Source organism: Actinomadura sp. NPDC048394, from assembly GCF_040651755.1.
Classification (GTDB): domain Bacteria; phylum Actinomycetota; class Actinomycetes; order Streptosporangiales; family Streptosporangiaceae; genus Spirillospora; species Spirillospora montaniterrae.
In genome coordinates this window covers 110715-135200 of sequence record NZ_JBEZJL010000008.1, presented here as the reverse complement: position 1 = coordinate 135200, position 24486 = coordinate 110715, and the positions used below count along the sequence as shown (strand labels likewise).

General features: G+C 73.3%; 21 protein-coding genes. 8 read left to right on the top strand and 13 right to left on the bottom strand.

What is annotated here, in order from left to right; translation table 11 throughout:
- The first annotated feature begins 160 nt into the window (after positions 1–160).
- Positions 161–553 (top strand): hypothetical protein, encoded by a 393-nt coding sequence (locus tag AB0C78_RS07570; protein ID WP_360743196.1) that lies wholly within the window; start codon positions 161–163, stop codon positions 551–553.
- A 223-nt stretch (positions 554–776) separates the two neighbouring features.
- On the opposite strand, the gene AB0C78_RS07565 is transcribed toward AB0C78_RS07570, so the two are convergent.
- On the bottom strand, positions 777–1493 hold the full coding sequence (locus AB0C78_RS07565) for an SDR family NAD(P)-dependent oxidoreductase (protein WP_360743193.1): 717 nt from the start codon (positions 1491–1493) through the stop codon (positions 777–779).
- 169 nt (positions 1494–1662) lie between these two features.
- Between AB0C78_RS07565 and AB0C78_RS07560 the strand changes: the two genes are divergently transcribed.
- Entirely contained in the window at positions 1663–2274 is a 612-nt protein-coding gene (locus tag AB0C78_RS07560; protein WP_360743191.1) for a helix-turn-helix domain-containing protein, read from the top strand.
- On the opposite strand, the gene AB0C78_RS07555 is transcribed toward AB0C78_RS07560, so the two are convergent.
- The 3 genes from AB0C78_RS07555 to AB0C78_RS07545 form a co-directional block, all read right to left on the bottom strand.
- Complete coding sequence (locus AB0C78_RS07555) at positions 2258–4003, bottom strand: multicopper oxidase domain-containing protein (protein WP_360743188.1); 1746 nt, start codon at positions 4001–4003, stop codon at positions 2258–2260. The two genes, AB0C78_RS07560 and AB0C78_RS07555, sit on opposite strands and share 17 nt — an antisense overlap.
- 220 nt (positions 4004–4223) lie before the next feature.
- Positions 4224–4700 (bottom strand): hypothetical protein, encoded by a 477-nt coding sequence (locus AB0C78_RS07550; RefSeq protein WP_360743185.1) that lies wholly within the window; start codon positions 4698–4700, stop codon positions 4224–4226.
- Complete coding sequence (locus AB0C78_RS07545; protein WP_360743182.1) at positions 4697–5188, bottom strand: RNA polymerase sigma factor; 492 nt, start codon at positions 5186–5188, stop codon at positions 4697–4699. Before AB0C78_RS07545 ends, AB0C78_RS07550 begins: the two co-directional genes overlap by 4 nt.
- Positions 5189–5277: 89 nt before the next feature.
- Here AB0C78_RS07545 and AB0C78_RS07540 point away from each other — a divergent pair, with 89 nt between their 5' ends.
- A complete protein-coding gene (locus AB0C78_RS07540; protein WP_360743179.1) occupies positions 5278–6474 on the top strand; it encodes an FAD-dependent oxidoreductase in 1197 nt (398 codons plus the stop codon).
- Between the two features lie 59 nt (positions 6475–6533).
- On the opposite strand, the gene AB0C78_RS07535 is transcribed toward AB0C78_RS07540, so the two are convergent.
- Together AB0C78_RS07535 and AB0C78_RS07530 are read right to left on the bottom strand one after the other, a co-directional pair.
- Complete coding sequence (locus tag AB0C78_RS07535; RefSeq protein ID WP_360743373.1) at positions 6534–7196, bottom strand: DNA alkylation repair protein; 663 nt, start codon at positions 7194–7196, stop codon at positions 6534–6536.
- 113 nt (positions 7197–7309) lie between these two features.
- A complete protein-coding gene (locus tag AB0C78_RS07530) occupies positions 7310–7714 on the bottom strand; it encodes a PPOX class F420-dependent oxidoreductase (RefSeq protein ID WP_360743176.1) in 405 nt (134 codons plus the stop codon).
- Between the two features lie 317 nt (positions 7715–8031).
- Between AB0C78_RS07530 and AB0C78_RS07525 the strand changes: the two genes are divergently transcribed.
- Positions 8032–10095: a hypothetical protein gene (locus AB0C78_RS07525; protein WP_360743173.1), complete on the top strand. Its 2064-nt coding sequence runs from the start codon at positions 8032–8034 to the stop codon at positions 10093–10095.
- 33 nt (positions 10096–10128) lie between these two features.
- Here AB0C78_RS07525 and AB0C78_RS07520 read toward each other — a convergent pair whose 3' ends face one another.
- Both AB0C78_RS07520 and AB0C78_RS07515 read right to left on the bottom strand, forming a co-directional pair.
- Complete coding sequence (locus AB0C78_RS07520; RefSeq protein WP_360743170.1) at positions 10129–10968, bottom strand: metal-dependent hydrolase; 840 nt, start codon at positions 10966–10968, stop codon at positions 10129–10131.
- Complete coding sequence (locus tag AB0C78_RS07515) at positions 10965–12533, bottom strand: NAD(P)/FAD-dependent oxidoreductase (RefSeq protein ID WP_360743167.1); 1569 nt, start codon at positions 12531–12533, stop codon at positions 10965–10967. The genes AB0C78_RS07520 and AB0C78_RS07515 overlap by 4 nt, the downstream gene beginning before the upstream one ends.
- Before the next feature lie 166 nt (positions 12534–12699).
- Here AB0C78_RS07515 and AB0C78_RS07510 point away from each other — a divergent pair, with 166 nt between their 5' ends.
- The 3 genes from AB0C78_RS07510 (at position 12700) to AB0C78_RS07500 (ending at position 16315) form a co-directional block, all read left to right on the top strand.
- Complete coding sequence (locus AB0C78_RS07510) at positions 12700–13845, top strand: serine hydrolase domain-containing protein (RefSeq protein ID WP_360743164.1); 1146 nt, start codon at positions 12700–12702, stop codon at positions 13843–13845.
- Positions 13846–14262: 417 nt separating this feature from the next.
- Entirely contained in the window at positions 14263–15576 is a 1314-nt protein-coding gene (locus tag AB0C78_RS07505) for a helix-turn-helix domain-containing protein (protein ID WP_360743161.1), read from the top strand.
- Positions 15577–15745: 169 nt separating this feature from the next.
- Positions 15746–16315 (top strand): DUF4232 domain-containing protein, encoded by a 570-nt coding sequence (locus tag AB0C78_RS07500; RefSeq protein WP_360743158.1) that lies wholly within the window; start codon positions 15746–15748, stop codon positions 16313–16315.
- 4 nt (positions 16316–16319) lie between these two features.
- On the opposite strand, the gene AB0C78_RS07495 is transcribed toward AB0C78_RS07500, so the two are convergent.
- Positions 16320–17456: a hypothetical protein gene (locus tag AB0C78_RS07495; RefSeq protein ID WP_360743155.1), complete on the bottom strand. Its 1137-nt coding sequence runs from the start codon at positions 17454–17456 to the stop codon at positions 16320–16322.
- Positions 17457–17667: 211 nt separating this feature from the next.
- Positions 17668–18879: an acyl-CoA dehydrogenase family protein gene (locus tag AB0C78_RS07490; RefSeq protein ID WP_360743152.1), complete on the bottom strand. Its 1212-nt coding sequence runs from the start codon at positions 18877–18879 to the stop codon at positions 17668–17670.
- Between the two features lie 377 nt (positions 18880–19256).
- Between AB0C78_RS07490 and AB0C78_RS07485 the strand changes: the two genes are divergently transcribed.
- Positions 19257–19658, top strand: coding sequence for an ATP-binding protein (locus AB0C78_RS07485; protein WP_360743370.1), 402 nt, complete (start codon positions 19257–19259; stop codon positions 19656–19658).
- Here AB0C78_RS07485 and AB0C78_RS07480 read toward each other — a convergent pair.
- The 3 genes from AB0C78_RS07480 to AB0C78_RS07470 all read right to left on the bottom strand — a co-directional run bounded on the left by AB0C78_RS07480 (position 19642) and on the right by AB0C78_RS07470 (position 24370).
- Positions 19642–21246, bottom strand: a complete 1605-nt coding sequence (locus tag AB0C78_RS07480; RefSeq protein WP_360743149.1) for an AMP-binding protein — start codon at positions 21244–21246, stop codon at positions 19642–19644. The two genes, AB0C78_RS07485 and AB0C78_RS07480, sit on opposite strands and share 17 nt — an antisense overlap.
- A 101-nt stretch (positions 21247–21347) precedes the next feature.
- The gene (locus tag AB0C78_RS07475) at positions 21348–22562 is read right to left on the bottom strand and encodes a helix-turn-helix domain-containing protein (protein WP_360743146.1); all 1215 of its coding nucleotides are present in this window, start codon (positions 22560–22562) and stop codon (positions 21348–21350) included.
- Between the two features lie 206 nt (positions 22563–22768).
- A complete protein-coding gene (locus AB0C78_RS07470; protein WP_360743367.1) occupies positions 22769–24370 on the bottom strand; it encodes an MDR family MFS transporter in 1602 nt (533 codons plus the stop codon).
- Positions 24371–24486 lie beyond the last annotated feature (116 nt).

Here is a 24486-nt window from a genome sequence, read left to right as displayed (position 1 = left end):
CCATCACGACCGGCACTTTCGAGCAGCTTCTGTGTCTTCCCCGGCGGTTTCGCCCGGCTCGTTGATCAGGTGAAGCGCGGTGGCCCGGGCATGTGACCTCTATGGGATACCGATCCGGCCGCCCTTGTGGCCGGGCGGGGGGCGGGCTTACCGTCCGGTCGTGAGTGCACGGTTGTGGGGGCTTGCCCTGCTCGTGGTGACGGTGGTCGCCGACTGGCTCGCCGTGGTGGTGGTCCTGACCATGACGAGAGGCGCCGTGGTCGTCGCACACGTCGATGACTGCAGCCAGGGTCGGGGAGGGATGTGCTCGGGAACGTGGACGGACGCGGGTGGCCGGCACAGGTCCGGTGAGATCCTCGGAGCGGGGTACTCCAGCGTCGGCCAGGACACGCGGGTGCATCTGGGGGCGCTCGGGCCGATCGCGCAGGGGGCCTGGGGGATGGTCGCCGGGCTCGTCTCCGTGGCCGCGGTGGCCGATCTCGCCTTGATCGTCGTGGCCTGGTGGTTCTGGCGCCGCAGGGACGTCGTGTCAGGGCATCGGGTCAGGGCGTGACGGGACGCCCAGGCCCACGTGGGGCATCCACATCCGGAGCGCCAGGGGGTACAGGCCGAGGATGAGCACCGGTGCCAGCCACCGGGAGAGCCGTGTCCGGTTGGCCGGCATGGTCAGGAGCACCAGCGCGGGCGTCGCCGATGCGGCGAAGGCCGCCGAGGAACCATGCGCACGTGCCCACAACGTAGACCGTCGCTCGGGGCCTCGGGCGGGTCGCCGGTGATCAGGTCACGGGTGCCGGGTGCGCGAACCGGCGCTCGAGCACCTTGGCCGCGCCGTCGCGCCAGAGCGCGGCAACGGACGCCGAGGCGGGATCGGGGAAGATGTCCTCTTCCCCGGCGTCGATCGCGTCGAAGACGGCGTGCGCGACCGATTCCGGGGACGCCTTCGGTACGTCGGCGCCCCGGGTCATGTCGGTGTCGACCGGACCCGGCAGGACGGCATGCACCCGTACGCCCAGCCCGGCCACCTGCGCGCGAAGCGACTGGGTCATGGAGAACGCGGCCGCCTTCGAGACGGAGTACGCCGGGATGACGAACGGCAGAGGGGCGAGGGAGTTCACCGACAGGATGTTCACGACGGCCCCTCGGGACCGGATCACCGCCGGCAGGAAGGCCCTGGTCACGGCGCTGGTGCCGAAGAGGTTGACGGCCAGATGGCGTTCGAGCACGGCGGGGTCGGTCAGGTCGTCGGGCAGCGCGATGCCGGCATTGTTGATCAGCATGTCCAGCGACCCGATCCGGCCGGCGGCCGCCTGGATCTGCGCCGTGCTGGTGACGTCGAGGTCCAGCGGCGTCACCCGGTCGTCCGGGTGGGCGAGCGGCCGGCGGGTCCCGGCGTACACCCGGGCGGCGCCCCTCGCCAGGGCCTCGTCCGCCAGCGCTCGGCCGATGCCGCGGTTGGCCCCGGTCACCAGGACCGTCTTGTCCTTCATGGTCATGCCTGGTGCTCCTGTCGTTCCGGTGTGATCGGGTCGTCGTCAGGGGACGAGGGCCGGCGGCCGTCTTCCTTGTTTGTTTATCGAGCGACAAACAAACCCTGGCACGGCCGTCCCGGCGCGGTCAAGGTAAAGTTGGTCGAACGACAAACAATTACGGAGGGGCAGCGCGATGGCGACTCGCGGCAGGCCGCGCACCTTCGACCCGGACACCGCCCTCCGCCAGGCGCTGGACGTGTTCTGGGAACGGGGCTACGAGGGCACCTCGCTGAGCGACCTCGCCCGGGCCATGGGCATCGCCTCGGCCAGCATCTACGCCTGTTTCGGCAGCAAGGAGCAGCTGTTCCGCAAGGTCATGGCGCTCTACGGCGCGACGTCCGGCGAGCGGCCGAGGCGCCCGCTGCGCGAGGAGCCGACCGCGCGCGCCGCCGTCCACGCCATGCTGCGCGCCACCGCCGACGAGATCACCCGCTCCGACGCCCCGCACTACTGCATGCTCGTCCTCGCCGCGCCGACCGGCGCCGTGGAGAACCACGACGTCCGGGAGTTCCTCGCCGGCCTGCGGCACGGCATGCGCGCCGAGATCAGGGACCGGCTCGCGCGGGGCGTCGCCGACGGCGACCTCGCCGCGCCGCCCGCCGGCCTCGACGCCATGGCCCGCTACTACGCCACCGTGGTGCAGGGCCTCTCCATCCAGGCCCGCGACGGCGCCACCCGCGCCGAGCTGGAAGCGGTCATCACCTGCGCGATGGCCGCCTGGGACACCCTCACGTCCGCTTCGTGACGATCGTCCACGGACGCATGAGGTCGTCGTCCTCGTGTTCGAGGATGTGGCAGTGCTGGATGTACGTCGCCGGGAACTCGGTGCCGCTGCCCGGAATCGACGCGATGCGGCCGGTCGGCGGGGCGAACTCGGCGGTGACGATGCGGGTCACCGATTCCGGATAGACCTTGACGGTGTCCTTCCAGGAATGCGCCTCGTCCGGGTCCGGGGGAATCGGCGGGCCGGTGACGTAGTGCTCTAGCACCGGCCTGTCCGCCGGGACGCGGCCGCCGTCGAGCCATTTCCGGAAGGCGTCCCGGTAGGCGGTCGCGTCGATCGGCTGCCTGTTCAGCACCTGGAAGTTCACGAGGTGGACGTGCATCGGGTGCGCCTCGTGGTTCGGGTTGACGTACTCCCAGATCTCGGACGAGCCCGCCGCGACGAAGTCCTCGGACGGCGCCATGAACGGCACGCCGTTGAACGTCATGCCGTGGAAGGCCGCCTTCTGGTGGACGACCCATTGCCGCCGCCGCGTACCGGGCTTCGGCCGGATCGGTTCGACGGGACGCAGCGCGAGTTCCTCGGGCGGCGTCGTCGGATCGCCGCCGTCCGGCATCGGCTCGATGACCCGGAACTGCATGACCTCGGAGATCTCCGGCCCGCCGCCGCCCGGGTAATGGACCGGCGCGTTGTAGTTCCGCAGGGTGACGGTCGTGCCCGGCGGGACCCGGCCGAAGTCGATGACCAGGTCGTACCGTTCCGCCGGCGAGATCAGGAAGTTCAGCATCCGCAGCGGGGCGCGGAACCCGCCGTCGGTGCCGATCAGCCAGAACGGCAGGAAGACCTCCGGGATCGCGTCCCCGTCGGCGTGGAACCGCAGCCGCCAGAAACGTTCGTTCGAGCCGTTGAGAATGCGCAGCCGGTAACGGCGCGGCTGGACGGCCAGGAAGGGATACGCCTTCCCGTTGACGACGGGGGTGTCCGCGCCTTCCGCATGGGCGAGGGGATAGGCGAGCGAGCCGTCCTCGTTGAACGTCCGGTCCTGCAGGATGAGGGGGATCTCGAATTCGCCGCGCGGCAGGCCGAGCCGTTCGTCGGCGGGATCGTCGACGAGCCAGAGCCCGGCGAGGCCCGCGTAGACGTTGAGGCTCGTGATCCCCATGGCGTGGTCGTGGTACCAGAGCATCGCCGAGCGCTCGCGGTTGGTGTACGCGCAAATCGCCTCGTTGGGCGCGGCCTTTCCCGGATCCAAGGTGGTGTAGAACGGGCCGCGCACGCCGCCGGGGCTGAACCATTGCATCGGTGCGCCGTCGGACTGCGGCGGGGTGAACCCGCCGTGCTGATGGACGACGTTCCACACATTGACGTCCGGCGGAAGGGACGGCATGCCGTGATAGCGCGGCGGCGCGAGCCGAGGGTCGCCTTCGCGGATCCGGTCGATCACGGACTGGAACATGTGGCGGTCGGCCGGCAACTCGGTGCGGTATTTCACGACCGCCGGACGCCCTTTGGTCGCGTTGACGGTCGGCCCGAGGTACCCCATACCGAGCGGCCGGTCAGGGTCGTGCGGATTCCCGGCCCAGTAACCCCACACGGGAGCCGGATCGAGATCCCGATGGAAACACCATTCGCTCTCCCGCATCGTGATCTCGTAATAGTCGGCGCCCGGGTACACGGACCGATCAGGAACGGCTGAGACCGGACGGGGCAGCGGGTCGACGAACTTCTCCAAGGGCGGAGTCACCGGCACATCGGCGCCTCCATACCCGTGCCCATGCCCGTGCCCGTGCCCGGGATCGTGAACCGGCGACGCGTCCGCCGGCCATGGCCGGAAAGCCCGGCGGAGGAGCAGGCCCGAGCCGCCGACGGCCCCGGCCACGAGGAAGCCCCTGCGCCCGACGACCTTCCCCATCCGTCCGTCCCCCCTGGCCGCCGCGCCGCAGGGTGGAGTGTCGCCGCGAAGATCGATCTCAAACGCCGGTGGCGAGCCTCTCGATCGTCCGGAGCTCCTCGTCGATCTTGGCCAGGGCGGCGTCGCGGTCCCGCGGCCCGTCCCCGCCGGGCGCGGCGTCCCGGACGCGCCGGTGCTCGAGATGCGCCAGCAGGGTCGCCCCGTCCAGCGGCCGGGCGGCGAAGGCGACGACGACCGCGTCCGACTGCATCAGGCACCAGCCCGGCCGGAGCCTCGCGTCCATCGGGTCCTCGCGGCCCGAGCCTTCCTCCACCAGCAGGCGCAGGAACTCGCCGCGCTCCTCGACGATCCGCAGGCGAGCGACGGCGGGCTCGTAGCGGGGGACGGTGTTCTCCAGGTCAGCGATGACCCGCCACACCGCGTCGAAGGGCGCGGCGATGCGGCGCCGCCTTACAACCGCGCCGGGCAGGCCGGCCTCCAGGACGGCGAGGCGGTCGATCGGGTCCATGCCGGGAAGCGCCACCGGATCGTTCACGAGTCCCACACCTCCCGGAACGCGGCCCTGGCCCGATGCAGCCGCGATTTCACCGTGCCCATCGGGATGTCCAGCGCCGCCGCGATCTCCTGCTCGCTGAGCCCCTCCCGGGTGCGCAGCACGAGCACCGCGCGCTGCGCCACCGGCAGGCGCGCCAGGGCGTCGTCGATGTCCACCAGCCCTTCGGGCGAGGGGTCGGAGCGATCCACGGCAGCCGCCTCCGCCGCGACCTCCCGGTCGCTCCGGTGCGCGAGCCGGACCGCCGTCCGGACGGTCACCGCCCGCGCCCACGTCATGATCGCCTCGGGGGCGCGCAGCGACGGCAGCCCCCGGAAGATCGCCAGCAGCGCCTCCTGCGCCGCGTCGTCCGCCGCGCCCGGGGCGATCCGCGCGCAGAGCCGGCGGACGTACGGGGCCAGCTCGTCGATGAGCCGGTCCAGCGCGAGCGCGTCGCCCTGCTGGGCGGCCGCGACGGTCTCCGGGTCCACGTCCCGCAGATTAGCCGGAACCTTCCGGGCGTCCCCCGCCACCTTCCCTACAGGAGGAACCACACGGAACACACAGAAAGGCCTGACCTGTGACACCAGACCTGACGATCGTCGGCGCGGGGCTCACCGGGCTCACCGCCGCCATCGAGGCCGCCGAGCAGGGCCGGCGGGTGGCCGTCGTCGAAGCGCACTCCCGGCCGGGCGGGCGGGCCCGCACGCTCGACGGCCCGTACCGCGCCAACACCGGACCGCACGCGTTCTACGTGGACGGGGAGTGGTGGGCCTGGCTGGAACGCCGCGGCCTCACCCCGCCCGTCGTGGCCCCGCCGCGCCGTCCCCGCCTCGTCCGGACCGGCGGGCGGCTCACCCCGTGGCCGGACGAACTCGGCGCGGCCATCTCCGCGCTGCCCGCCGAGGCACCGGACGACGAACCGTTCCGGGCCTGGCTGCTCCGGCACGTCGACGCGGCGACGGCCGAGGCGATCATCGGCGTGTGCTTCGTCTTCACCTTCGACCACGACCCCGGACGGCTGGCGGCCGGGTTCGTCCGGCGGCGGCTGCGCCGCGCGCTCGCGGGCGGCGTCCGGTACGTGACCGGCGGCTGGTCCACGCTCATCGACCTGCTCGCCGCCCGCGCCACCGCCCTCGGCGTGCGGACGAGCACCGGAACGCGGCTGCCCGCCCCGCCGGACGGCCCGGCGATCATCGCCACCGGCCTCGCCGCGGCGCGCCGGCTGACCGGCGACGCGTCGCTCGCCTGGACCGGCGCCCGCACCGCGACGTTCGACCTGGGCCTGCGCACCGGCGCGCCCGGCCCCGGCTGGTTCCGGCTGACGGACCTCGACGACCGGATCTACGTCGCCCGCTACAGCCTCGCCGACCCCACGCTCGCGCCGGACGGGCACGAGCTCGTCCAGATCGCCGCCGCCTGCGCCCCCGGCGAGCGCAAGAGCGACGCCGAACGGCGCGTGCACCGGCTCCTCGACGAGGCGTGGCCCGGCTGGCGCGCGGCGGTGGAGTGGCGGCGCGGCGCCGTGCGCACCGACTGCAGCGGGGCCCTGGACCTGCCCGGGACGACGTGGCGCGAGCGTCCCGCCGTCGGCCGCGGCGACACCCTCGCCGTCGCGACGGACCAGTCCGCCGCGCCCGGGCTGCTCGCCGAGGTCGGCGTCGCCGCCGCGCACCTGGCCCTCCAGCACCTCGACGGCACCTCCAGCGAGCCCGGATCCACCGCGACGGCGGGCTCGCCGCCCGCGGACCGGCCGATCGGGTCCGGGTCGCGGTGACCTGCGCCCGCCGGGCCGTCACGGGGCCGGCGGCGCCCCACCGCGCCGCCGGTTCCGTGCTATCGGGCCGTCGTCGGCGGCGTGCCGCCCTGGCGGCGCACCATCTCGCCGATCCAGATCGGCGCGTACGGCGACGTGCAGCCGGGCGACGTCGGGTAGTCCTTGAGCACCTCCAGGCGCTCGCCGATGCCGATCGCGCGGGCGCGGTGCTCGGCGTGCTCGATGCCGATCTGGGCGAGGCAGGTGTTCATCGCCCACTGCAGCCGGTCCGGGGCGTCCTTCATCCCCGCCTCGATGACGTCGAGCAGCCCCGCGAGGTCGAGGCCCTCCGGCTTCTTCACCACGCGGTCGGCGGTCAGCGCCCAGCCGGCCGCCGCGACCACCGGATCCGGGTCGCCGGACCACGCCACGCGCAGCTCCTCGGCGTGCGGGCTCTTCTTCACCGCGTAGTTCACGAGCCAGTCCTGGACCTTCGGCGTGCGCGCCTCGCGCATCATCGCGTCCAGCTCGGCGCGCTCGAACGCCTTCGGGCGGCAGATCAGGAGCGCCAGCAGCCGCGCCGCGCCGTCGCCGGTCGCCCAGAGCCCGCGCGCGAGGTCCTGCTGCGTCTTCAGCCGCTTCGCGAGCGCGCGCAGCTTTCCGAGGTTCACCCCATGGTCGTCGCCGTGCCGCTCGTTCACGGCGCGCGCCTTCGGATCCTCCAGCGCGGCCAGCTCGGCCATCACCTCGTCCACCGTCGTCCCGGCCACCTCGACCTCCCATGTCGCCCGGTGCCCGAGGATAGGACGTGTTCCAAGGTCAAGGGCCGGGTCCGAGGTCAGGGGCGGGTCCGAGGTCAGGGGCGGTGGACGGTGCGCCGGACGCGGCGGTCGCCGGTGAGCGGGCGGCCGTCCAGGTTGCAGCTCCACGACAGCAGCGGCGTGATCTTCATGTACGGGCGGGGCCCCGACGCGGTCTCGCGCTCGACGAGCTCCGCCTCCCCGTAGACGCGCAGGTACCGGGGCGACCACGGGTCCGTGCAGGGCACGTCGTCGACGACGATCGCGATCTTGGCGTTCCCGGACCGCACATTGCGGAACTTGCGGGTCCGCGCCGGGTCGCCGCCGCCCACGAACAGGTGCGTCCCGTCGAAGTCGAACCCGACCGGGGACACGTCCGGCTGCCCGTCCGGCCCGACGGTGGCGATCCGCGCCAGCCGCTGCGACCTCAGGTAGGCGACCTCTTCCTCGCTGAACGACACCGCTGATCCCCTCGCCCTCGGCACGACCTTGATCGGTCATTGTGCGGCACACCGTGATCATTCCGGAAGCCGGTACCGTCCGGGGCCGCGGCCGTCCGGCGGCCGCCCCGCCCCGCCCGAGGCCGGGGCGGCACTCGCCCGTTAACAATTTCTGCGCACCGGCCGCGTTAATCGCGCACCATTCCATAAGACGCCGATGCGGGCTTGAATTCCACGGCTCGCGGCGGCGAACATGCGAGCGGCGATCTCCGTCCACCGGTCCGCCATATTTCCTCCCCCGACGAAGGAGCCCGATGGCCGCCTGCTTTCGTTCCCCGATGAGCGCCGCTTATCTGACGCTTCTCGCGGCGGTTTCAGTGAGCTTCGCGGCACCGCCCGCCCATGCCCGGCCCGACCCCGCGGGCGGCGCCGGTCCACGGCCCGCCGTCACGCACGCGAAGCGGCTCGGAGTGTCGGAGCCGCTGCGGTCGATGAAGACCGTCGACCCCGAGAAGGCCGGCCCCGGCGACGACCGGGAGCAGGACGAACGGTCCCTGCCCGGAGCGAACCACGCGGCGGGTCCGCGCAGGGATCCGGTCCTGCAGGCCAAGGCATCGGCGGCATCGGCGCCGCGGGTGCTGCAGAGCTTCGACGGGGTGGGCGGCGCGGCCACGCCGCTCGATCCGAACATGGCGGTCGGCTACGACCAGGTCGTCGACGTCACCAACGTCGGATACCAGGTGTTCAGGAAGTCCGACGGCACGTCCCTGGCCGGGCCGGTCGCGCTGGGCGCGCTGTGGGCGGGCCACGCCTCGTGCGCGACCTCCCCGGTCGACCCCGTTGTCCGCTACGACGCCGACCAGGGCGGCTGGGTGCTGATGCAGTTCTCCCCGGAGAAGGACGCGGACGGGAACACCCTGGGCTGGGATCTGTGCTTCGCGGTCAGCAGGACATCGGACGCGACCGGCGCCTACAACCTTTACTCGTACCACTATTCGGATTACTACCCGGACTATCCCAAGCTCGGAATCTGGCCGGACGCGTTCTACGTGACGTACGGGAGATGGTCGAAGGCCGCCAACGCGTGGATGGGCCCGGGAGCCTGCGCGATGGACAAGGCCGCGATGTTCGCGGGAGCCGCGGAGGCACGGAGCGTCTGCTACGACATCGCCCCCGGCTACTGGGGTCTCTACCCCGCCGACCAGGACGGCCTGGCCGATCCCCCGGCGGGAGAACCGAACACCATGGTCGGCCTGTCCGGCGGCTCCACGTCCTCGCTGTACTACTACGAGTTCCACGTCGACTGGAGCGACCCCGAGAACAGGTCGACGTTCACGTCGACGCCCACCGCGCTCCCCGTCCAGCCCTGGAACAAGGCCGAATGCGGAACGGAACGCAATGCCTGCGTACCGCAGCCGGGCACCGACACGAAGCTGGAAGGCCTGGGCGACCGGCTCATGTACCGCCTCGCGTACCGGAACTTCGGCGATCACGAATCGCTCGTCATCAACCAGACGGTCGCCACCGGCTCGGCCCCCGGCTCGCCCTTCGGGGTGCGCTGGTACGAGCTGCGCCGGGGTGCCGGCGGGACGCTCTCGGTCCATCAGCAGGGCACGTACGCCCCCGACGCCACGTACCGGTTCATGGGGTCGGCCGCGATGGACGAGGCCGGGAACATGGCGCTCGGCTACTCGGCGTCCAGCGGCTCGGTGCACCCCTCGGTCCGCTTCACCGGACGGCGCGCCGGTGACCCGCTCGGGCAGATGACCATGGACGAGGGCACGATCCAGGACGGCTCCGGGTCCACCACCGGCACCGGGGAAGGGCCCGGACGGTGGGGCGACTACAGCTCCATGAACGTCGACCCCGTCGACGGCTGCACCTTCTGGTACACCAACGCCTACCTGACCGAGGACGGCGGGCCCGCGCACACGCGGATCGGGAGCTTCCAGCTGCCCGGCTGCGCCGTTCGCAACAACGGGTTCGAGACGGGAGACCTCTCGGACTGGACGAGCACCGGACCGGCCACGGGGGTGACGGCCTCGGGCGCGCACTCGGGAACCTACGCCGCGCAGCTCGGCCGCTCGACGGCGACCACCGGCGACTCCTCGATCGCGCAGACCGTCACGGTGCCCTACGGCGCCCACTGGGTGTCGTTCTGGTACAAGATCAACTGCTTGGACACCGTCCAGTACGACTGGGCCACCGTGACGGTCCGGGACACCGGCACCGGCGCGACCACCACCGCCCTGCCGAGGACCTGCACCAACGACGGCACATGGCGGCAGGCGTACGTCCAGGTCACCGGCGGCCACACCTATCAGCTGACCATGGCGAACCATGACGACGGCGCCGACGTCGATCCCACCTACACCCTGTTCGACGACATCGACCTGGCCTGAACGCGGGTCGACCTGGCCTGAACGCGCTGCGGGCTACTTGAGCTTCGCGGTGAGGGCGCCTTCGGTGCCGAAGAGCTCCTCGCGCCAGCGTTCGAGCAGCTCGGTGTTGTCGAGGTCGTCGGGGTGGAAGCCCGGCTTGTTGTAGGCGCGCAGGCGGCGGACGACCTCGGGCGCCAGGAACGGCGAGTGCCGCAGCCCGGCGATGCTGCGCAGCAGCCGTCCCGGCCGGTAGGCGGCGCGGTCGGTCGCGAGGGAGACGAGCGTGCCGGTGACGACCAGCAGCAGGAACCCCGCGCTGATCCACCGCATCGTCCGGATCCGGGTGCGCTCGCTGCCGCCGACGTGCCGGAAGACGTCGAATGCGACGGCCTTGTGCTCGGACTCCTCCAGCGCGTGCCACAGCAGCACCGACCGGACCTCGGTGTCGCCGAGCAGCGCCTGCGCGCGCGGGCTGGTGAGCAGCACCTCGGCGAGGGTGGCCGTGTAGTGCTCCAGCCCGGCGGTGAACCCGAGCCGGACGATCGGCGGCAGGAACCGGTCGGCGAGGCCGAGGTCGCGCCGCACGACGGCGGAGAAATGGCGGGTCGGGTAGCCCATGTCGTGCAGCGCCCGGTTGAGGCGGTCGTGCTCGCGGCCGTGGACGACCTCCTGCCCGATGAACCCGCGGACCTGCTCGGCGAGGTCCGGGTCGGTGATGCGGTCGCGGTAGTGCCGGACGGACCGGACGAAGAAGTCCTCGCCCGGCGGGAACGTCGCCGACAGCAGGGCGACGACATGGCTCATGACCAGGTCGCCGTCCACGTAGTGGCGGCGCATCGAGCCCTTCGGGTGGTCGAAGGCGACCCTGCGGGTGCGGATGGTGCGCTCTGTCATGCGGGCCTCGTCTCGGACGCGGGGGACGCGGGGGACGCGGGGTCTCCGAGCGCCGTGCCGTCGAGCGCGGTCGTCTCGGGGACCGTGTAGGCGTAGTCGTCCAGGGGGAACGTGCGGGCGGCGCGCGCGGCCTGCGCTGCGCTCGTCGGCCGCAGGTAGGGCGTGTCGCCGTGGTGGTCGAAGTAGTAGCTGTTCGCGGTGGCGCAGCCGTTGGTCGCCCACAGCGAGCCGGCGAGCCGGACGCGCATCCGGTTCGTCCAGCGCTCGGTCGGCCCGGGCCGCACCTCGACCGCGGTGGCGCCGCGGCGGCGGGCCTCCTGGATCACGCGCACGACGTGCGCCGACGTCGTCTCGACGAGCTGGTGCCAGGTGCCGCCGACCCAGCCGTACGGCCCGAACATCATGAAGTGGTTCGGCAGCCCGGGGATGCTGATCCCCTCGTAGGAGGCGAGCCGGTGCTCGGTGTAGAACGTCGCGAGGTCGAAGCCGTCGCGGCCGCGTACCGGCGTCCGGCGGAACACCTCCGGGTCGCTGGCCAGGCGGAACCCGGTCGCGAGGACGATCGCGTCGACCTCCCGCTCGCGGCCGCCGGCGGTGCGGACGCCGGCCGGGGTGACGCGGTCGATGGCGTCGGTGATGAGCGAGACGCCGGGCCGGTTGAACGTCCTGAGGTAGGTGTTGGAGACGGACGGGCGCTTGCAGCCGAGGCCGTAGCGGGGGGTGAGCTTCCGGCGCGTCTCAGGGTCCTTGACCTGCGTCCGGTACCAGACGGATCGGGCGAGGCGGGCGCCGCCGTGCGCGATCCACGGCGCCCTGCCGTGCCCGACGACCAGGTCGATCAGCACCATCTCGACGCCTCGCGTCGCGATCCGCCGCACCGCCTCCTGGACGCGCGGCGCCCGCCGGAACAGCCGCCGCAGCGGGCGCGGGATCGGCGCGTCCAGCTTGGGGCCGACCCAGATCGGGGTGCGCTGGTAGACGTCCAGCCGGGCGGCGCGCCGCGCGATCTCCGGGACGATCTGGACGGCGCTGGCGCCCGTCCCGATGACCGCGACCCGCTTTCCGGTCAGGTCGCATCCGGGGTCCCAGGCGGACGAGCGCAGCACCGTGCCGGTGAAGTCGTCGATGCCGGGGATGCCGGCCGGCTTGGGGTCGACGAACGCGCCGATCGCGCTGACGACGAACCGCGCGGTGAGCTCGCCGGCGGGCGTCCGGAGCCGCCAGAACCGGCCGTCCTCGTCCCAGATCCGCTCGGTGACCTCGGTGTCCAGCCGGACGTGGCGGCGCACGCCGTAGCGGTCGGCGAGCCCGTCGAGGTACTCCTTCACCTCGGCGCCAGGCGCGAACACCCGGCTCCAGCGCGGGTTGAGGGCGAAGCTGAACTGGTAGGCCTGCGCGGGCACGTCCACGCCGACGCCGGGATAGACGTTGTCGCGCCACGTCCCGCCGATGTCACCGGCGCGCTCCAGCACGATGAAGTCGCCGATGCCCGCGCGCTGGAGCGCGATCGCCATCCCGATGCCGCTCAGCCCGGCCCCGATGATCGCGACCTCGGTGTCCGGCACGACCGACCTCCCGTTATTGGAAACACCGTCGAATATAACTCGCGATGGCGCCCGGCGGGAGGTGTCGGTAGGTACACCTCCGAGAGGGTGTCCAGGGCCAATGTGGGCCGGTCCCGGGGCCGGAAGTCTGGGTGGCGTCAGCTTCCGAGCCGCTGAGGAGAACCCGATGGCCCGCATGATGGTCCGCGTCCTGTCCACCGCGCTGGCCGGCGCCGCGCTCACCGCCGCCGCCGTCCCCGCCGCGAACGCCGCGAGCTTCACAAAGGCCGCCGATCGCCCCGGGAACGGCAAGGGGCTGGACGCGAAGGTGCAGGAGCGCGCCGACAAGCTCGTCGCGGACGGGGTGCCCGGCGTGATCGTCCTGACGCGGCGCGGCGGCCGCGTCTCGCACGTCACCGCCGGCGTCGCGGACAAGGCGACCGGCGCGCCGATGGACGCCCGCCTGCTGTTCCGCGTCGCCAGCGTCACCAAGACGTTCACCTCGACGGTCGTGCTGCAGCTCGCCGCCGAGCACCGGCTGTCCCTGGACGACACGGTCGAGAAGTGGCTGCCCGGCCTGGTCCGCGCGAACGGCAACGACGGATCGAGGATCACCGTCCGGCAGCTGCTCGCGCAGACCAGCGGCCTCAACGACTACACGCCCGACCCGCGGGTGATGTCCGACCCGTCCCGGACCTGGGAGCCCGCCGAGCTGATCGCGATCGCGACGGAGAAGCCGCCGCTGTACGCGCCGGGGACGAGCTGGAACTACTCCAACACCAACTACATCCTCGCCGGTCTGATCATCGAGAAGGCGACCGGGCACCCCGTCGGCACGGAGTTCCAGCGGCGCATCTTCACCCCGCTGCACCTGCGCCACACCTACTACCCGACGACGGACCCCGGCTTCCCCGGCCCGTACGTCCACGGCTACTACGCCGACTACGGCGACGTCAGCACGCAGATCAGCCCGTCGAGCGCCCGGACGTCCGGCGGCATCGTCAGCACGGTCGACGACGTGGCGCGCTTCCACCGCGCCCTGTTCACCGGACGGCTGCTCCCGGCGAAGCAGATGCGCGAGATGCGGACCGTCCAGCCCGTCAACGACGACGGCGTGGTGGAGGACTACGGCCTCGGCGCCGCCCGTATCACGTTCTCCTGCGGGTACGGCTGGGGCCACGACGGCGGCTTCCCCGGCTACCGGACGTGGACGTACACGAGCGCCGACGGCCGCCGCCAGGCGATCATCACCTACAACGAGTCCAAGTTCGAGTACGACAAGACGTTCCGCGCCGACCTCGCCAAGGCCGCCGAGACGGCCTTCTGCGGCTGACCGCGCCGGGCGCTCCGCGGCGGCCGCCTCGTCCGGACGGACGGGGCGGCCGCTGAATCTGAATCTTCTTCTAACAACCGGCGATAAATAATCGGGGAACCGCCTGATATTCGGCACTTTCCCGACGGCCAGCAGGTCAGGCGCCTACAGCACGCTCCGCGCGTTCGGTTATAAGCAGATGAGCAGCGGCCACCGTGATTTGTTCTTTTGCTCTACAGAACGCCCCCGGTGCCCCTGCGTACCGTCGAAACGTCCTGGACCGCAGGCGGCCGGCGCGCGGGGGTCCCCGCTCGGCGCGTCCCACCCCCGCCCGCGGTCTCGAACTACCGCCGCCCGCGCCTGCCGGGTCGGGAGGGGCGACCCCACCCCGACCCCCCGCTCCCCGGCCCGCGCGGAACGCGGTGACGGAGGTGTCCGATGACCAGAACCCTCGACCCTGGAGGTCTCGCCGAGCGCTCGTCCGCGCTCCCGCCGCGGCTCGCCCGCATCATGCGCCCCGAACTGCCCAGCCTCGCCGAGGAGATCGTCGCCGAGATCCGGCGCGCCATCCCCGAGTACGCCCGCCCCATCGACGGGCCGTACGGGCACGTGCTGCGGATCAGCGTCGAGCACAGCCTCTCGGCGTTCGTCGACCGGGTCGCCGCACCGCCCGGCGCACTCCCCGGCGCGCTCCCCGGCGCGCTGCCCGGCACGCCGCCGGGCGCGTCCGCCGTCAACGACGGCTCCGCCGGCACCGCACGCATGCTCGGCCAGTACGAGGCGCACGAGGGCCGCAGCATGGACAGCCTGCAGGCCGCCTACCGGATCGGCGGCCAGGTCGCGTGGCGGCGCGTCATGAAGGTCGCGCCCCGCCACGACATCTCCTCCGCCGTCATGTCCCGCCTCGCCGACGCGCTGTTCGTCTACCTCGACGAGCTCGCCGCGCTGTCGCTGGAGGGCTACCTGGAGGCCAAGGCCCGCCCCATCCCCGCGATGGACGACCGGCGCCGCCGCCTCCTGCACCGCCTCGTCGAGGAACCGGGCGGCGACGTCGCCGAGGCGGCCGAGACCGCCGGCTGGACCGTTCCGGCCGAGGTCACCCTGGTCGCCGTCGAACCCGAGGCCCGCTGCGTGTGGACCGCGCTGGACGAGGACGTCCTCGCGGACCTCGAATGCGCCGCCCCGCACCTGCTGATGCCCGGCCCGTTCACCGCCGCGCGCCGCGCGATGCTGGCCGCGGCCGTCCCGGGCCGCCGCGTCGCGGTCGGCCTCACCATGCCGCCCGCGCAGGCCGCCGACTCGCTGCGGTGGGCGCGGCAGGCCCTGTCCCTCGCCCTCGACGGCGTCTTCGACGACGAGCCCGTCGTCCTGTGCGAGGAGAACCTCGTCACCCTCTGGCTGCTGTCCGATCCGGCGCTGGTCGAGCAGCTGACCCGCCGCCGCCTCGGCATCCTCGACGGCATGACCCCCGGCCAGCAGGACCGGCTCACCGAGACCCTGCGGACCTGGCTGGTCACCCGCGGCACCGCCGCCGAGATCGCCGAGCTGCTGCACATCCACCCGCAGACCGTCCGGTACCGGATGCGCAAGATCGAGCAGACCTTCGGCGAGGAGCTGGAGGACCCGGAGGCCCGGTTCGGCATCGAGGTCGCGCTGCGCGCCGCGTTCCTGCGCTCGCGGCGCCCGTCCCCCGGGCCGCGCCGCCCCAGCCCCGTCTCCCATCCCGCCCCGCGGCTCCGCCGCCTCAAGTAGAAGATCGCTGGCCCGGTCCGGTGCGCGCGCCGCGCCGGACCGGGCCGGGCCTGCGGCCGGTATGTGCCGATGTCGTGCGGATGCGTTCCGCCGCGAGGGTGCCGCGTTGATCGTCTGGAATGATGGCCCGGTGGACGGGTTTTCGGGGGATTTGCGACGGTTTGCCGTGGTGGTGGGGGTACTCGCCGCCGTAGCGAGCGCCGCCGCGTGCGGGACGGAGTCCGGCACCGCGTCCGGAGTCCCGCCCGCGACCGGCGCGCCGTCCGGCGGGCCGTCCCCGGCGCCGACCATCGCCTCGCCGACGCCGAACCCCTCGACGGCCTGCTCCGCCGACGGCGTCAGCCTCTCCATGGACCGGCCCGACGCCGCCATGGGACTGCGCGCGACCTGGGTCGAACTCCGCAACTGCGGCACGCGGCCGTACCGGCTGAACGGCTACCCGGCCCTGCGCGTCCTCGACGGGAACCGGCAGCCGTTCGACGTCCGGACCGTCAAGGGCACGCGCCAGATCAAGGACGCGGGGCCGAAGCCGGTGACCATCAAGCCCGGCAAGGCGGCCCGCATCGGGATCGTGTGGCGCAACCTCGTGACCGAGTCGGCGATCCCGGCCGTCAACGGCAGCTACCTGGAGGTCCGCCCGGCGCCGGGGCGGCCCGTCCTCGTCGTCCCGGCCAACGGGCCCCTCGACCTCGGCAACACCGGCCGCCTGGAGACCACCGCCTGGACGCCCGTCCCGTGACCGTTCACCCGTTCGCGGGGAAGCGGACCTGCCCGTCCGGCGGCTGGACGGGCCGGACGATCGGCCACCCGGCCGGCGGCGGGCTCGCCGGCGGAGTGCCCGGACGCGCGGACGGGCCGTCCGGGAACCGGGCGGGCGACCTGGCGTAGCGGCCGGTCGCGCGCGGCGCCGTCCACTCCACCTGGCGTGCAGGTTCGGCGCGGCGGACCGGGCGCGGCGCGGAGCGCTGCTCGTGGCGGGGGAAGGCCAGCAGCGCCAGGACGGCGAACAGCACGCCCGCGACCCTCAGCAGGAACAGCGCCGGCGCGTGCGGCCACGGCTCCCCGTACAGCAGGGTCGCCGACAGCAGCAGGTGCGTCTTCGCGGTCACGGTCACGACCGTGACGATGATCGTCAGCCGGCAGCGCTGCAGGCCGATGGACAGCAGGCCGAGCCCGAGCACGCCCGCCAGCACGAACAGGTACGGGTGCGGGGTCGCCAGCACCGCCGCGCCGCGGTGCCCGGCCAGCATCATCGCCATGCCCTGCCCGAACACCTCCGTGGCGCCGAGCAGGACGCCCGCGCCGAGCCCGTAGGCGATGCCGGTGATCGGCCGCGCGTGGCGCCCGGCGACCGGCCGGTCCCGGACGAAGAACATCCACAGCGGCAGCCCCAGCGACGGGACGAAGACCAGCCCCGCCTTCCACAGCGGCAGCGCCTGCGCCGCCGCGGCGCCGTCCGGCCGGTGCAGGGCGGCGGCGAGCGTCTCGCCCCGCGCGGGCAGCACCGACAGCGCCGCGGTGATCATCGCGGCGACGGTGATGGCGACGGCCAGCCACTCGCGGGACGTGGGCCGCTCGCCGAACCCGCTCATCCCGACGACGAGGAGCAGCGCGAGGCTCAGCCCGTAGGCGGGCAGCGCCGCGACCACCGGCAGGCCGATCAGCCCGCCCGCGAACAGCGCGAACCCCGCCAGGATGACGCCGACCCCGGCGACCCAGCGGGGGCTGCGCAGCAGCAGCGCCGCGCCGTGCAGCGGCCGCCGGCCGCCGATCGGGCCGATCCGCCCGACGGCGGTCTTGAACAGGACGAACGCGATGAAGTAGACGGCTTGCGCGGTGCAGGCGAGGACGGCGGCCCACGCGATCTCAGTGCTGTTCACGGGTGCACCTCCGGGGGTGGGCCCCGCATCCGGAGCCAGAGGCGGCCCCCGGCGGGCGGCACCCCCTGTACGGCCGGCCGCCGGGCAACGAACGCTGACGTAACGGATGGTGACACGGCGGGAGCGTCCGGCGATTGCGCCCTGGACACGGAGAATCCGCCGTTTTTGTGCGCCCGGGTGAGTGGCGACCGGACCGGCCCGCCGCGCGGGGTCAGCGGACCGGGAGGCCGGTGACGGCGCGGCCGATGACGAGCCGCTGGATCTCGCTGGTCCCCTCGAAGATCGTGAAGATCTTCGCGTCGCGGTGCATGCGCTCCACCGGGTAGTCGCGGGTGTAGCCGTTGCCGCCGAGGATCTGGATCGCCTCGTCGGTCACCCGCACCGCCGTCTCGCTCGCCACCAGCTTCGCCATCGACCCCTCGGCGTTGTCGAACGGCATGCCCCGCGCCGCCATCCACGCCGCCCGCCACACCAGCAGCCGCGACGCGTCGATCGCCGTCTTGCAGTCCGCGAGCTTGAACGCGATGGCCTGGAAGTCGCCGATCTTCTTGCCGAACTGCTCGCGCTCCCGCGCGTAGTCCAGCGCGTACTCGTAGGCGGCGCGCGCGATCCCGACCGCCGACGCGCCCACCGCCGGACGGGTCGCCTCGAACGTCTTCATCGACACCTGCCCGCGCCCCCGGCGGCCCTCCCGTGCGCGCGCGAGCCGCTCGTCCAGCCGCTCCTTGCCGCCGACCAGGCAGCGGCCCGGCACCCGCACGTCCCGCAGCACCACCTCCGCGGTGTGCGACGCCCGGATGCCGTGCTTGCGGAACTTCTGCCCCTGCTCCAGCCCCGGCGTCCCCGGCGGGACGACGAAGCTCGCCTGCCCCCGCGACCCGAGCTCCCGGTCCACGGACGCGACGACGACGTGGACGCCCGCGATGCCGCCGTTCGTCGCCCACGTCTTCGTGCCGTTCAGCACCCACTCGTCCTTCGCCCCGTCGTACACGGCGGTGGTGCGGATCGCCGACACGTCGCTGCCCGCGTTCGGCTCCGACGAGCAGAACGCCGCGACCGCGACGTCGTCCGGGGTGCCGAACATCGCCGGCAGCCACTCCTCGACCTGCTCGGGCGTCCCGCTGGTCGCGACGGCCGCCGCCGCGAGCCCGGTGCCCGCGATCGCCTCCCCGATGCCGCCGTCGCCCCAGAACAGCTCCTCGAACGCGACGGGAATGCCGAGGCCCGACGCCGACAGCGACTGCGCGGCGAAGAAGTCCAGCGAGTACAGCCCGATCCGGGCCGCCTCCTCCAGGATCGGCCAGGGCGTCTCCTCCCGCTCGTCCCACTCCGCCGCCGCGGGCCGGATCACGTCCTTCGCGAACCCGTGCACCCAGTCGCGGACCTGGAGGAGCTCCTCGTCGAGGTCCAGAGAGAACGTCATAGCCCGACCCTTCGCCGTCCGTCGCGTGACGCCGACGCTAGGGGGCGCGCGCGGCCCCGCGCCGTACGTTCGGACGATCAGTTCACCGCCCGGTTCTGCGGGCGGATGAGTGGTGCACGCCCCGCCGTTCACCATTTTCGCAACGCGGCGATGGCACGGTGATCCATACCGTAGGCTCCCGCGGAGGGGTCGATGACCGGGCGTTGGACCGGTCCCGGCCGGGGTACGCGCGTCCCCGACGCGGCGCGCGGCGCCCGGTCCGGCGGGCGCGTCCCGGAAAGACGCGGATCGACTCGTCCGGCGCATTGCCTGATCACGCACCGCAGGTGAATGATTGCAGTGCGCTTCCGATTCGATGTGGTGATGCGGTGACTGGGATGGAACGGCTCGGCGAACCGTTCGGCTTCGCCGGCGACCCGGCGGAGGGCCGGCGCGCGCGGCGGACCGTGCGCGAGCTGGCCGCGAAGGTCGTCGCGCGGGACGAGCTGCTCGACGACGTCGAACTGATGGCCGCCGAGGCGATCGCCAACGCCGTCCTGCACGGCAGCGGCGCCATCACCGTCGCGGTCGAGACCGACGGGCGGCGGCTGCGCGTCGAGGTGTCCGACGAGGGCCCCGTCCAGGACGACCTGCACGGCCGCCGCCGCATCGACCACGGCCGCGGCCTCACCGTCATCGACGCCCTCGCCGACGAGTGGGGCCTCGACCAGACCCCCCGCCGCACCCGCCTCTGGTTCGAGATCACCCAGGGGGACGGCCCCGTCAGCCGGGCGGGGTGAGGGCACGGCGGAGGACCTTGCCGGTGGGGTTGCGGGGCAGGGCGTCCAGGAAGTGGACGTCGCGGGGGACGGCGAAGCGGGCCAGGCGGTCCCGGACGTGCGCACGGACGGTGTCGGCGTCGAGCGCCGCGCCGTCGCGGACCACGACGAAGGCGGCGGCCCGCTGCCCGAACTCCGCGTCCGGCACGCCGGTCACCGCCACCTCGCGGACCTGCGGCAGCGTCGCGATGGCCTCCTCGATCGCGCTGGGGAAGACGTTCTCGCCACCGGAGACGATCATGTCGTCGTCGCGGCCGTCCACGAACAGCCGCCCGTCGGCGTCGAGGTGGCCGAGGTCGCCGAGGCTCATCAGGCCGTCCCGCATCTCCTTGCCGCCGCCGCCGGTGTAGCCGGCGAAGAGCAGCTCGTTCGCGGCGAAGATGCGCCCGGTCGTGCCGGGCGGGACGGGGCGGCCGTCGTCGTCGTAGATCGCGACGCGGGTGCCGGGCGGCGGGGTGCCCGCGGTGTCGGGGTGGGCGCGCAGGTCGGCGGGGGTGGCGATGGTGACCCAGGACGCCTCCGTCGACCCGTACAGGTTGTAGAGGACGTCGCCGAACGCGTCCATGAACGCGGTCGCGAGCGTCGCGGGCAGCGCCGACCCGCTGACGGCGGCGATCCGCAGCGCGGACGCGTCGTGCTTCGCGCGGACGGTGTCCGGCAGCTCCATGATCCGCTGGAGCATGACGGGGACGGCGACGAGCGCCGTCGCGCCGGTCGCCTCCACCTGGCGCAGCGTCGCCTCCGGGTCGAACCGGGCGCGCAGCACGATCGTCGCGCGCAGCGACACCGCGATCTGCAGCATCGCGTATCCCCAGGTGTGGAAGAGCGGCGCCTCGATGAACATCCGCTCGTGCACCCGGTACGGGATGCGGGACAGGATCGACGCGAGCGGCTGCAGGCCGGGCCGGGAGCGGCGGTCGGCGCCCTTCGGGCGGCCCGTCGTGCCGGAGCTGAGCACGATCGTCCGGCCGGTGCGTTCCGGCGGCTCCACCGGCCCGGCGGGCGCCGTCGCGATGAGCGTCTCCAGCTCCGCGTCCGGCGACCCGGCGGTCACGGCCCGGACCCGCTTCGGCAGCGCGGACAGGAACGCGCCGAACTCCGCGTCCGCGATCACCACGCCGGCCTCCTGCTGCCGGACGACCGCGACGAGCTGCTCGGTGCTCATCCCGGTGTTCAGCATGATCAGGTCCGCGCCGGCCTTGCCGCACGCGGCGAGCGTCTCGACCATGCCGCGGTGGTTGCGGCACAGCACCGCGACGCGCGGCTCCGCGTCCATCCGGCGGAGCGCGGCGGCGAGCCGGTCGGTGCGGGCGTCGACCTGCGCGTACGTCAGCTCGCCGTGGTCGTCGACGATCGCGGTGACGTCGGGGTCGCGGGCGGCGGCGGACGCGACCGTCCCGCCGAGCAGGGTGCCCCACCGGCGCAGCGCGCCGAGCTGGCGGGCGACGCGGAGCGGCGGTCCGGGGCGCCACAGCCCGCTGCGGACGAACATCTCGCCCGCCCGCGCGGCCGACGCGGTGCGCCGCCCGAACTCCGATCGTCCGCTCATCTGCCGCTCCCGGTCCGACGCGATCCAGTGGGGCTTCGACCGTACGGACGGCGGCCCGCGCGGCTCTTGCGACTCAACCCAGGTGTTCCGGGGTGCGCTTGTCAGGCTCCTGACAACGCGCCGGTGCGGGCCCGCGCGTTGAGGATCATCTCCAGCTCCAGGCAGCGGCGCGGATCCTGGAGGTCGGAGCCGAACAGCTCCTCCAGGTGCCGCAGCCGGTACCGGACGGTCTGCGGGTGCACGTGCAGCCGGTTGCCGGCCTCGGTGGCGTTGAAGTTGTTCTCCAGCAGCGACAGCAGCGTCTCGGCGAGCCGGTCCGCCTGCGCGGGGGTGAGGGCGCGCAGCGGCGCGAGCCGCGAGTCGGCGGCGTGCGCGATGAGGTCCTCCGCCGTGAAGATCACCAGCAGCGGGACGTGGTCCATGCAGCGGACGACGGCGGTGCCGTCGATGTGCCCGCGCCGGGTGACGGCGAGCGCGTGCCGGGCCCAGCGCATCGACTCGGCGGCCCGCGCGGGCGGCACGGTCGGGCCGACCACCACGATCCAGTCGCGCAGCAGCGCCTCGGTGAGCCGGGCGCGCCCGGGGCCGTCCGGGTCGGGCACCACGAGCGCGGGCTCCGGGCCGGCGAGGTCGGCGAGCACGTCCGGCGGCGCGGGGAACGGGCCGTCCGGGCCGGGGTCGGTGCGGGGGTGCAGCGCGACGGCGGCGACGGTGCGCGGGGTGCGCCAGCGGGCGCCGCGGGCGGCGTCGGCGATCTCGTCCTCGCCCGCGCCGGACAGCAGCAGCGACAGCAGCCGGGCGCGGCGGCGGCGCAGCGCGTCCTCGCCGGCCGCGCCCCGGTCCGGCCGCTCGGCCTCCCAGCCGCGGACGGCCTCGGCGGCGGCCGCGTCCATGTAGGCGAACTGCGCGTCGGCGATCAGGCCGAGCGTCTCCCGGTCGACCTCCAGGGACTCGGCGAGCGCGATCAGGGTCCGCCAGGCGGCGCGCGCGGTGCGGCGCAGCGCCCGGTGCGTCTCCTCCAGGTCGTGGCCGCGGACCGCGAGGTCGCGGCCGAGCGCGCGGTGCGCGGCGGCGACCCGGTCCCAGGCCGCGCGGGGGTCGTCGACGAGGTCGAGGAAGTGCCCGAGCCCCGCGACGATCTCGGCGCGGATCTCCGCGGCGGCGCGCCCGTCGCCGGGCGGGACGCCGCCGGGCCCGCCGCGGCGGACGTCGGCGAGGACCTCGCCGGCGGCGCCGGCGACGAGCGGCCGCATGCGGTGCGCCAGCCGCCGGGGGATCTGCTCGAACGGACGGACGTCCAGCACGGCCTGCGACATCGAACGCTCCTCGGCTCGATGGAACCTTGTGATACTCCAAGTCCCACAAGGATGGCGCATCGGCCCGCCCATTGGTTGTCAGGATGGTGAGCAAACGCCCCGCCGACCCCGCGCCATCTTGCTAAGTCGTTGAAGAATGACCACTTCACAGCGACGGGCCGCCGCAGGGAACGCGGCGGCCCGTCGGCCCTTGACCCCGGTAGGTGCTATCGGCTTGCTGAACTCCCGGTCTCACTGGCGGCGGCGGGTACCGGCGCGACCGCGGCGACCTCGGCCTCGGCTCCGACCGCCTCGGCGGGCGCGTCGTCCGCCAGGTCGAGGCTGTCGCGCAGCGTCACCGGCTTGAGGAACGCCGCCGCGACGATCCCGACCACCGCGATCAGCGCGGAGAACAGGAAGATGTGCCCGGTCGCGTCGCCGTAGGCGGCCCGGACGATCTCCCGGATCGGGCCGGGCAGCGCGCCGACGTCCAGGTTCCCGGCGTCGCCGCCGCCCGCGGACGGGTTCACGCCGATGCGCGACAGCCCGTGCGCGATGTTGTCCGAGACCCGGTTCGCCAGGACGGCGCCGAGCACCGAGACCCCGATCGTCCCGCCGAGGGACCGGAAGAACGTGACGGTGCCGCTCGCCGCGCCGATCTCGTGCAGGTGCACCGAGTTCTGCACGACGAGGACGAGGTTCTGCATCGCCATGCCGACGCCCGCGCCGACCAGGAACATCCCGGCCCCGACGAACACCAGCGAGGTGTGCTGGTCGATGGTCGCCAGCGCCGCGAACCCGGCGGTGAGCACGACCGCGCCGGCGACGATGTAGGACTTGACCTTGCCGGTCCGGGTGGTGAGCCGTCCGACGATCGTGGACGAGCCGAGCACGCCGACCATCATCGGGATCGTGAGCAGGCCCGCCTCGGTCGGGCTGTAGCCGCGGCCGATCTGGAAGTACTGGCCGAGGAAGACCGCGCCGCCGAACATCGCCATGCCGACCGCGAGGCTGGCCAGGATGGCGAGCGCGGTGTTGCGGCGGGCGACGATGCCGAGCGGGACGATCGGCTCGGCGACCCGCGACTCGACCCACACCGCGACGGCGAGGATGAGCAGGCCCGCGCCGACCATCGCACCGGTCTGCCAGGACAGCCAGGCGAACTTGTCGCCGACGAACGTCACCCAGATGAGCAGCAGGCTGACGCCGCCGGCCAGCAGCGCCGCACCCCAGTAGTCGATCTTGACGTCGCCGCGCCGGACCACCGGCAGCTTCAGCGTCTTCTGCAGCAGCGCGAACGACACGACGGAGAACGGCACGCCGATGAGGAAGCACCAGCGCCAGCCGAGCCAGGACGTGTCGACGATCAGCCCGCCGAGCAGCGGGCCGCCGACGGTGGCGACGGCCATGACCGCGCCGAGGTAGCCGTAGTAGCGGCCGCGGTCGCGCGGGCTGATCATCGCCGCCATGACGATCTGGACGAGGATCTGCAGCGCGCCGACGCCGAGGCCCTGCACCGCCCGGAACACGATGAGCTGCGCGCTGTTCTGCGCGAACCCGGACGCGATCGAGGCGATGACGAAGATGACGATCGAGGCCTGGAGCAGCCTCTTCTTGTCGTAGAGGTCGGCGAGCTTGCCCCAGATCGGGGTGCTCGCGGTGGCGGTCAGCAGGGTCGCGGTGACGACCCAGGTGTACTGCGACTGGCTGCCCTTGAGCGCGCCGATGATCTGCGGCAGGGCGGTGGACACGACGGTCTCGCTCAGCATCGCGACGAAGAGCACCAGCAGCAGGCCGCTGAGCGCCTCGAAGATCGATCTGCGCGACATCGTCGCGGACGGCGCCGGCGGGGCCGGCGGGGCCGCGCCGGCGGCGGGCACGGAATCGGCGGACACGGTCAAGGGACGCCTCCGGGGTGATGAGCAGGAACGCCCTCTACAAGGCG

Excerpts from the sequence above, each read along its gene's own strand:
- AB0C78_RS07565 (WP_360743193.1), bottom strand. The coding sequence starts at position 1,493 with ATGACCATGAAGGACAAGACGGTCCTGGTGACCGGGGCCAACCGCGGC.
- AB0C78_RS07560 (WP_360743191.1), top strand. The coding sequence starts at position 1,663 with ATGGCGACTCGCGGCAGGCCGCGCACCTTCGACCCGGACACCGCCCTC.
- AB0C78_RS07535 (WP_360743373.1), bottom strand. The coding sequence starts at position 7,196 with ATGGCCGAGCTGGCCGCGCTGGAGGATCCGAAGGCGCGCGCCGTGAAC.
- AB0C78_RS07525 (WP_360743173.1), top strand. The coding sequence starts at position 8,032 with ATGAGCGCCGCTTATCTGACGCTTCTCGCGGCGGTTTCAGTGAGCTTC.
- AB0C78_RS07520 (WP_360743170.1), bottom strand. The coding sequence starts at position 10,968 with ATGACAGAGCGCACCATCCGCACCCGCAGGGTCGCCTTCGACCACCCG.
- AB0C78_RS07510 (WP_360743164.1), top strand. The coding sequence starts at position 12,700 with ATGGCCCGCATGATGGTCCGCGTCCTGTCCACCGCGCTGGCCGGCGCC.
- AB0C78_RS07505 (WP_360743161.1), top strand. The coding sequence starts at position 14,263 with ATGACCAGAACCCTCGACCCTGGAGGTCTCGCCGAGCGCTCGTCCGCG.
- AB0C78_RS07490 (WP_360743152.1), bottom strand. The coding sequence starts at position 18,879 with ATGACGTTCTCTCTGGACCTCGACGAGGAGCTCCTCCAGGTCCGCGAC.
- AB0C78_RS07485 (WP_360743370.1), top strand. The coding sequence starts at position 19,257 with ATGGAACGGCTCGGCGAACCGTTCGGCTTCGCCGGCGACCCGGCGGAG.
- AB0C78_RS07480 (WP_360743149.1), bottom strand. The coding sequence starts at position 21,246 with ATGAGCGGACGATCGGAGTTCGGGCGGCGCACCGCGTCGGCCGCGCGG.
- AB0C78_RS07475 (WP_360743146.1), bottom strand. The coding sequence starts at position 22,562 with ATGTCGCAGGCCGTGCTGGACGTCCGTCCGTTCGAGCAGATCCCCCGG.
- AB0C78_RS07470 (WP_360743367.1), bottom strand. The coding sequence starts at position 24,370 with ATGTCGCGCAGATCGATCTTCGAGGCGCTCAGCGGCCTGCTGCTGGTG.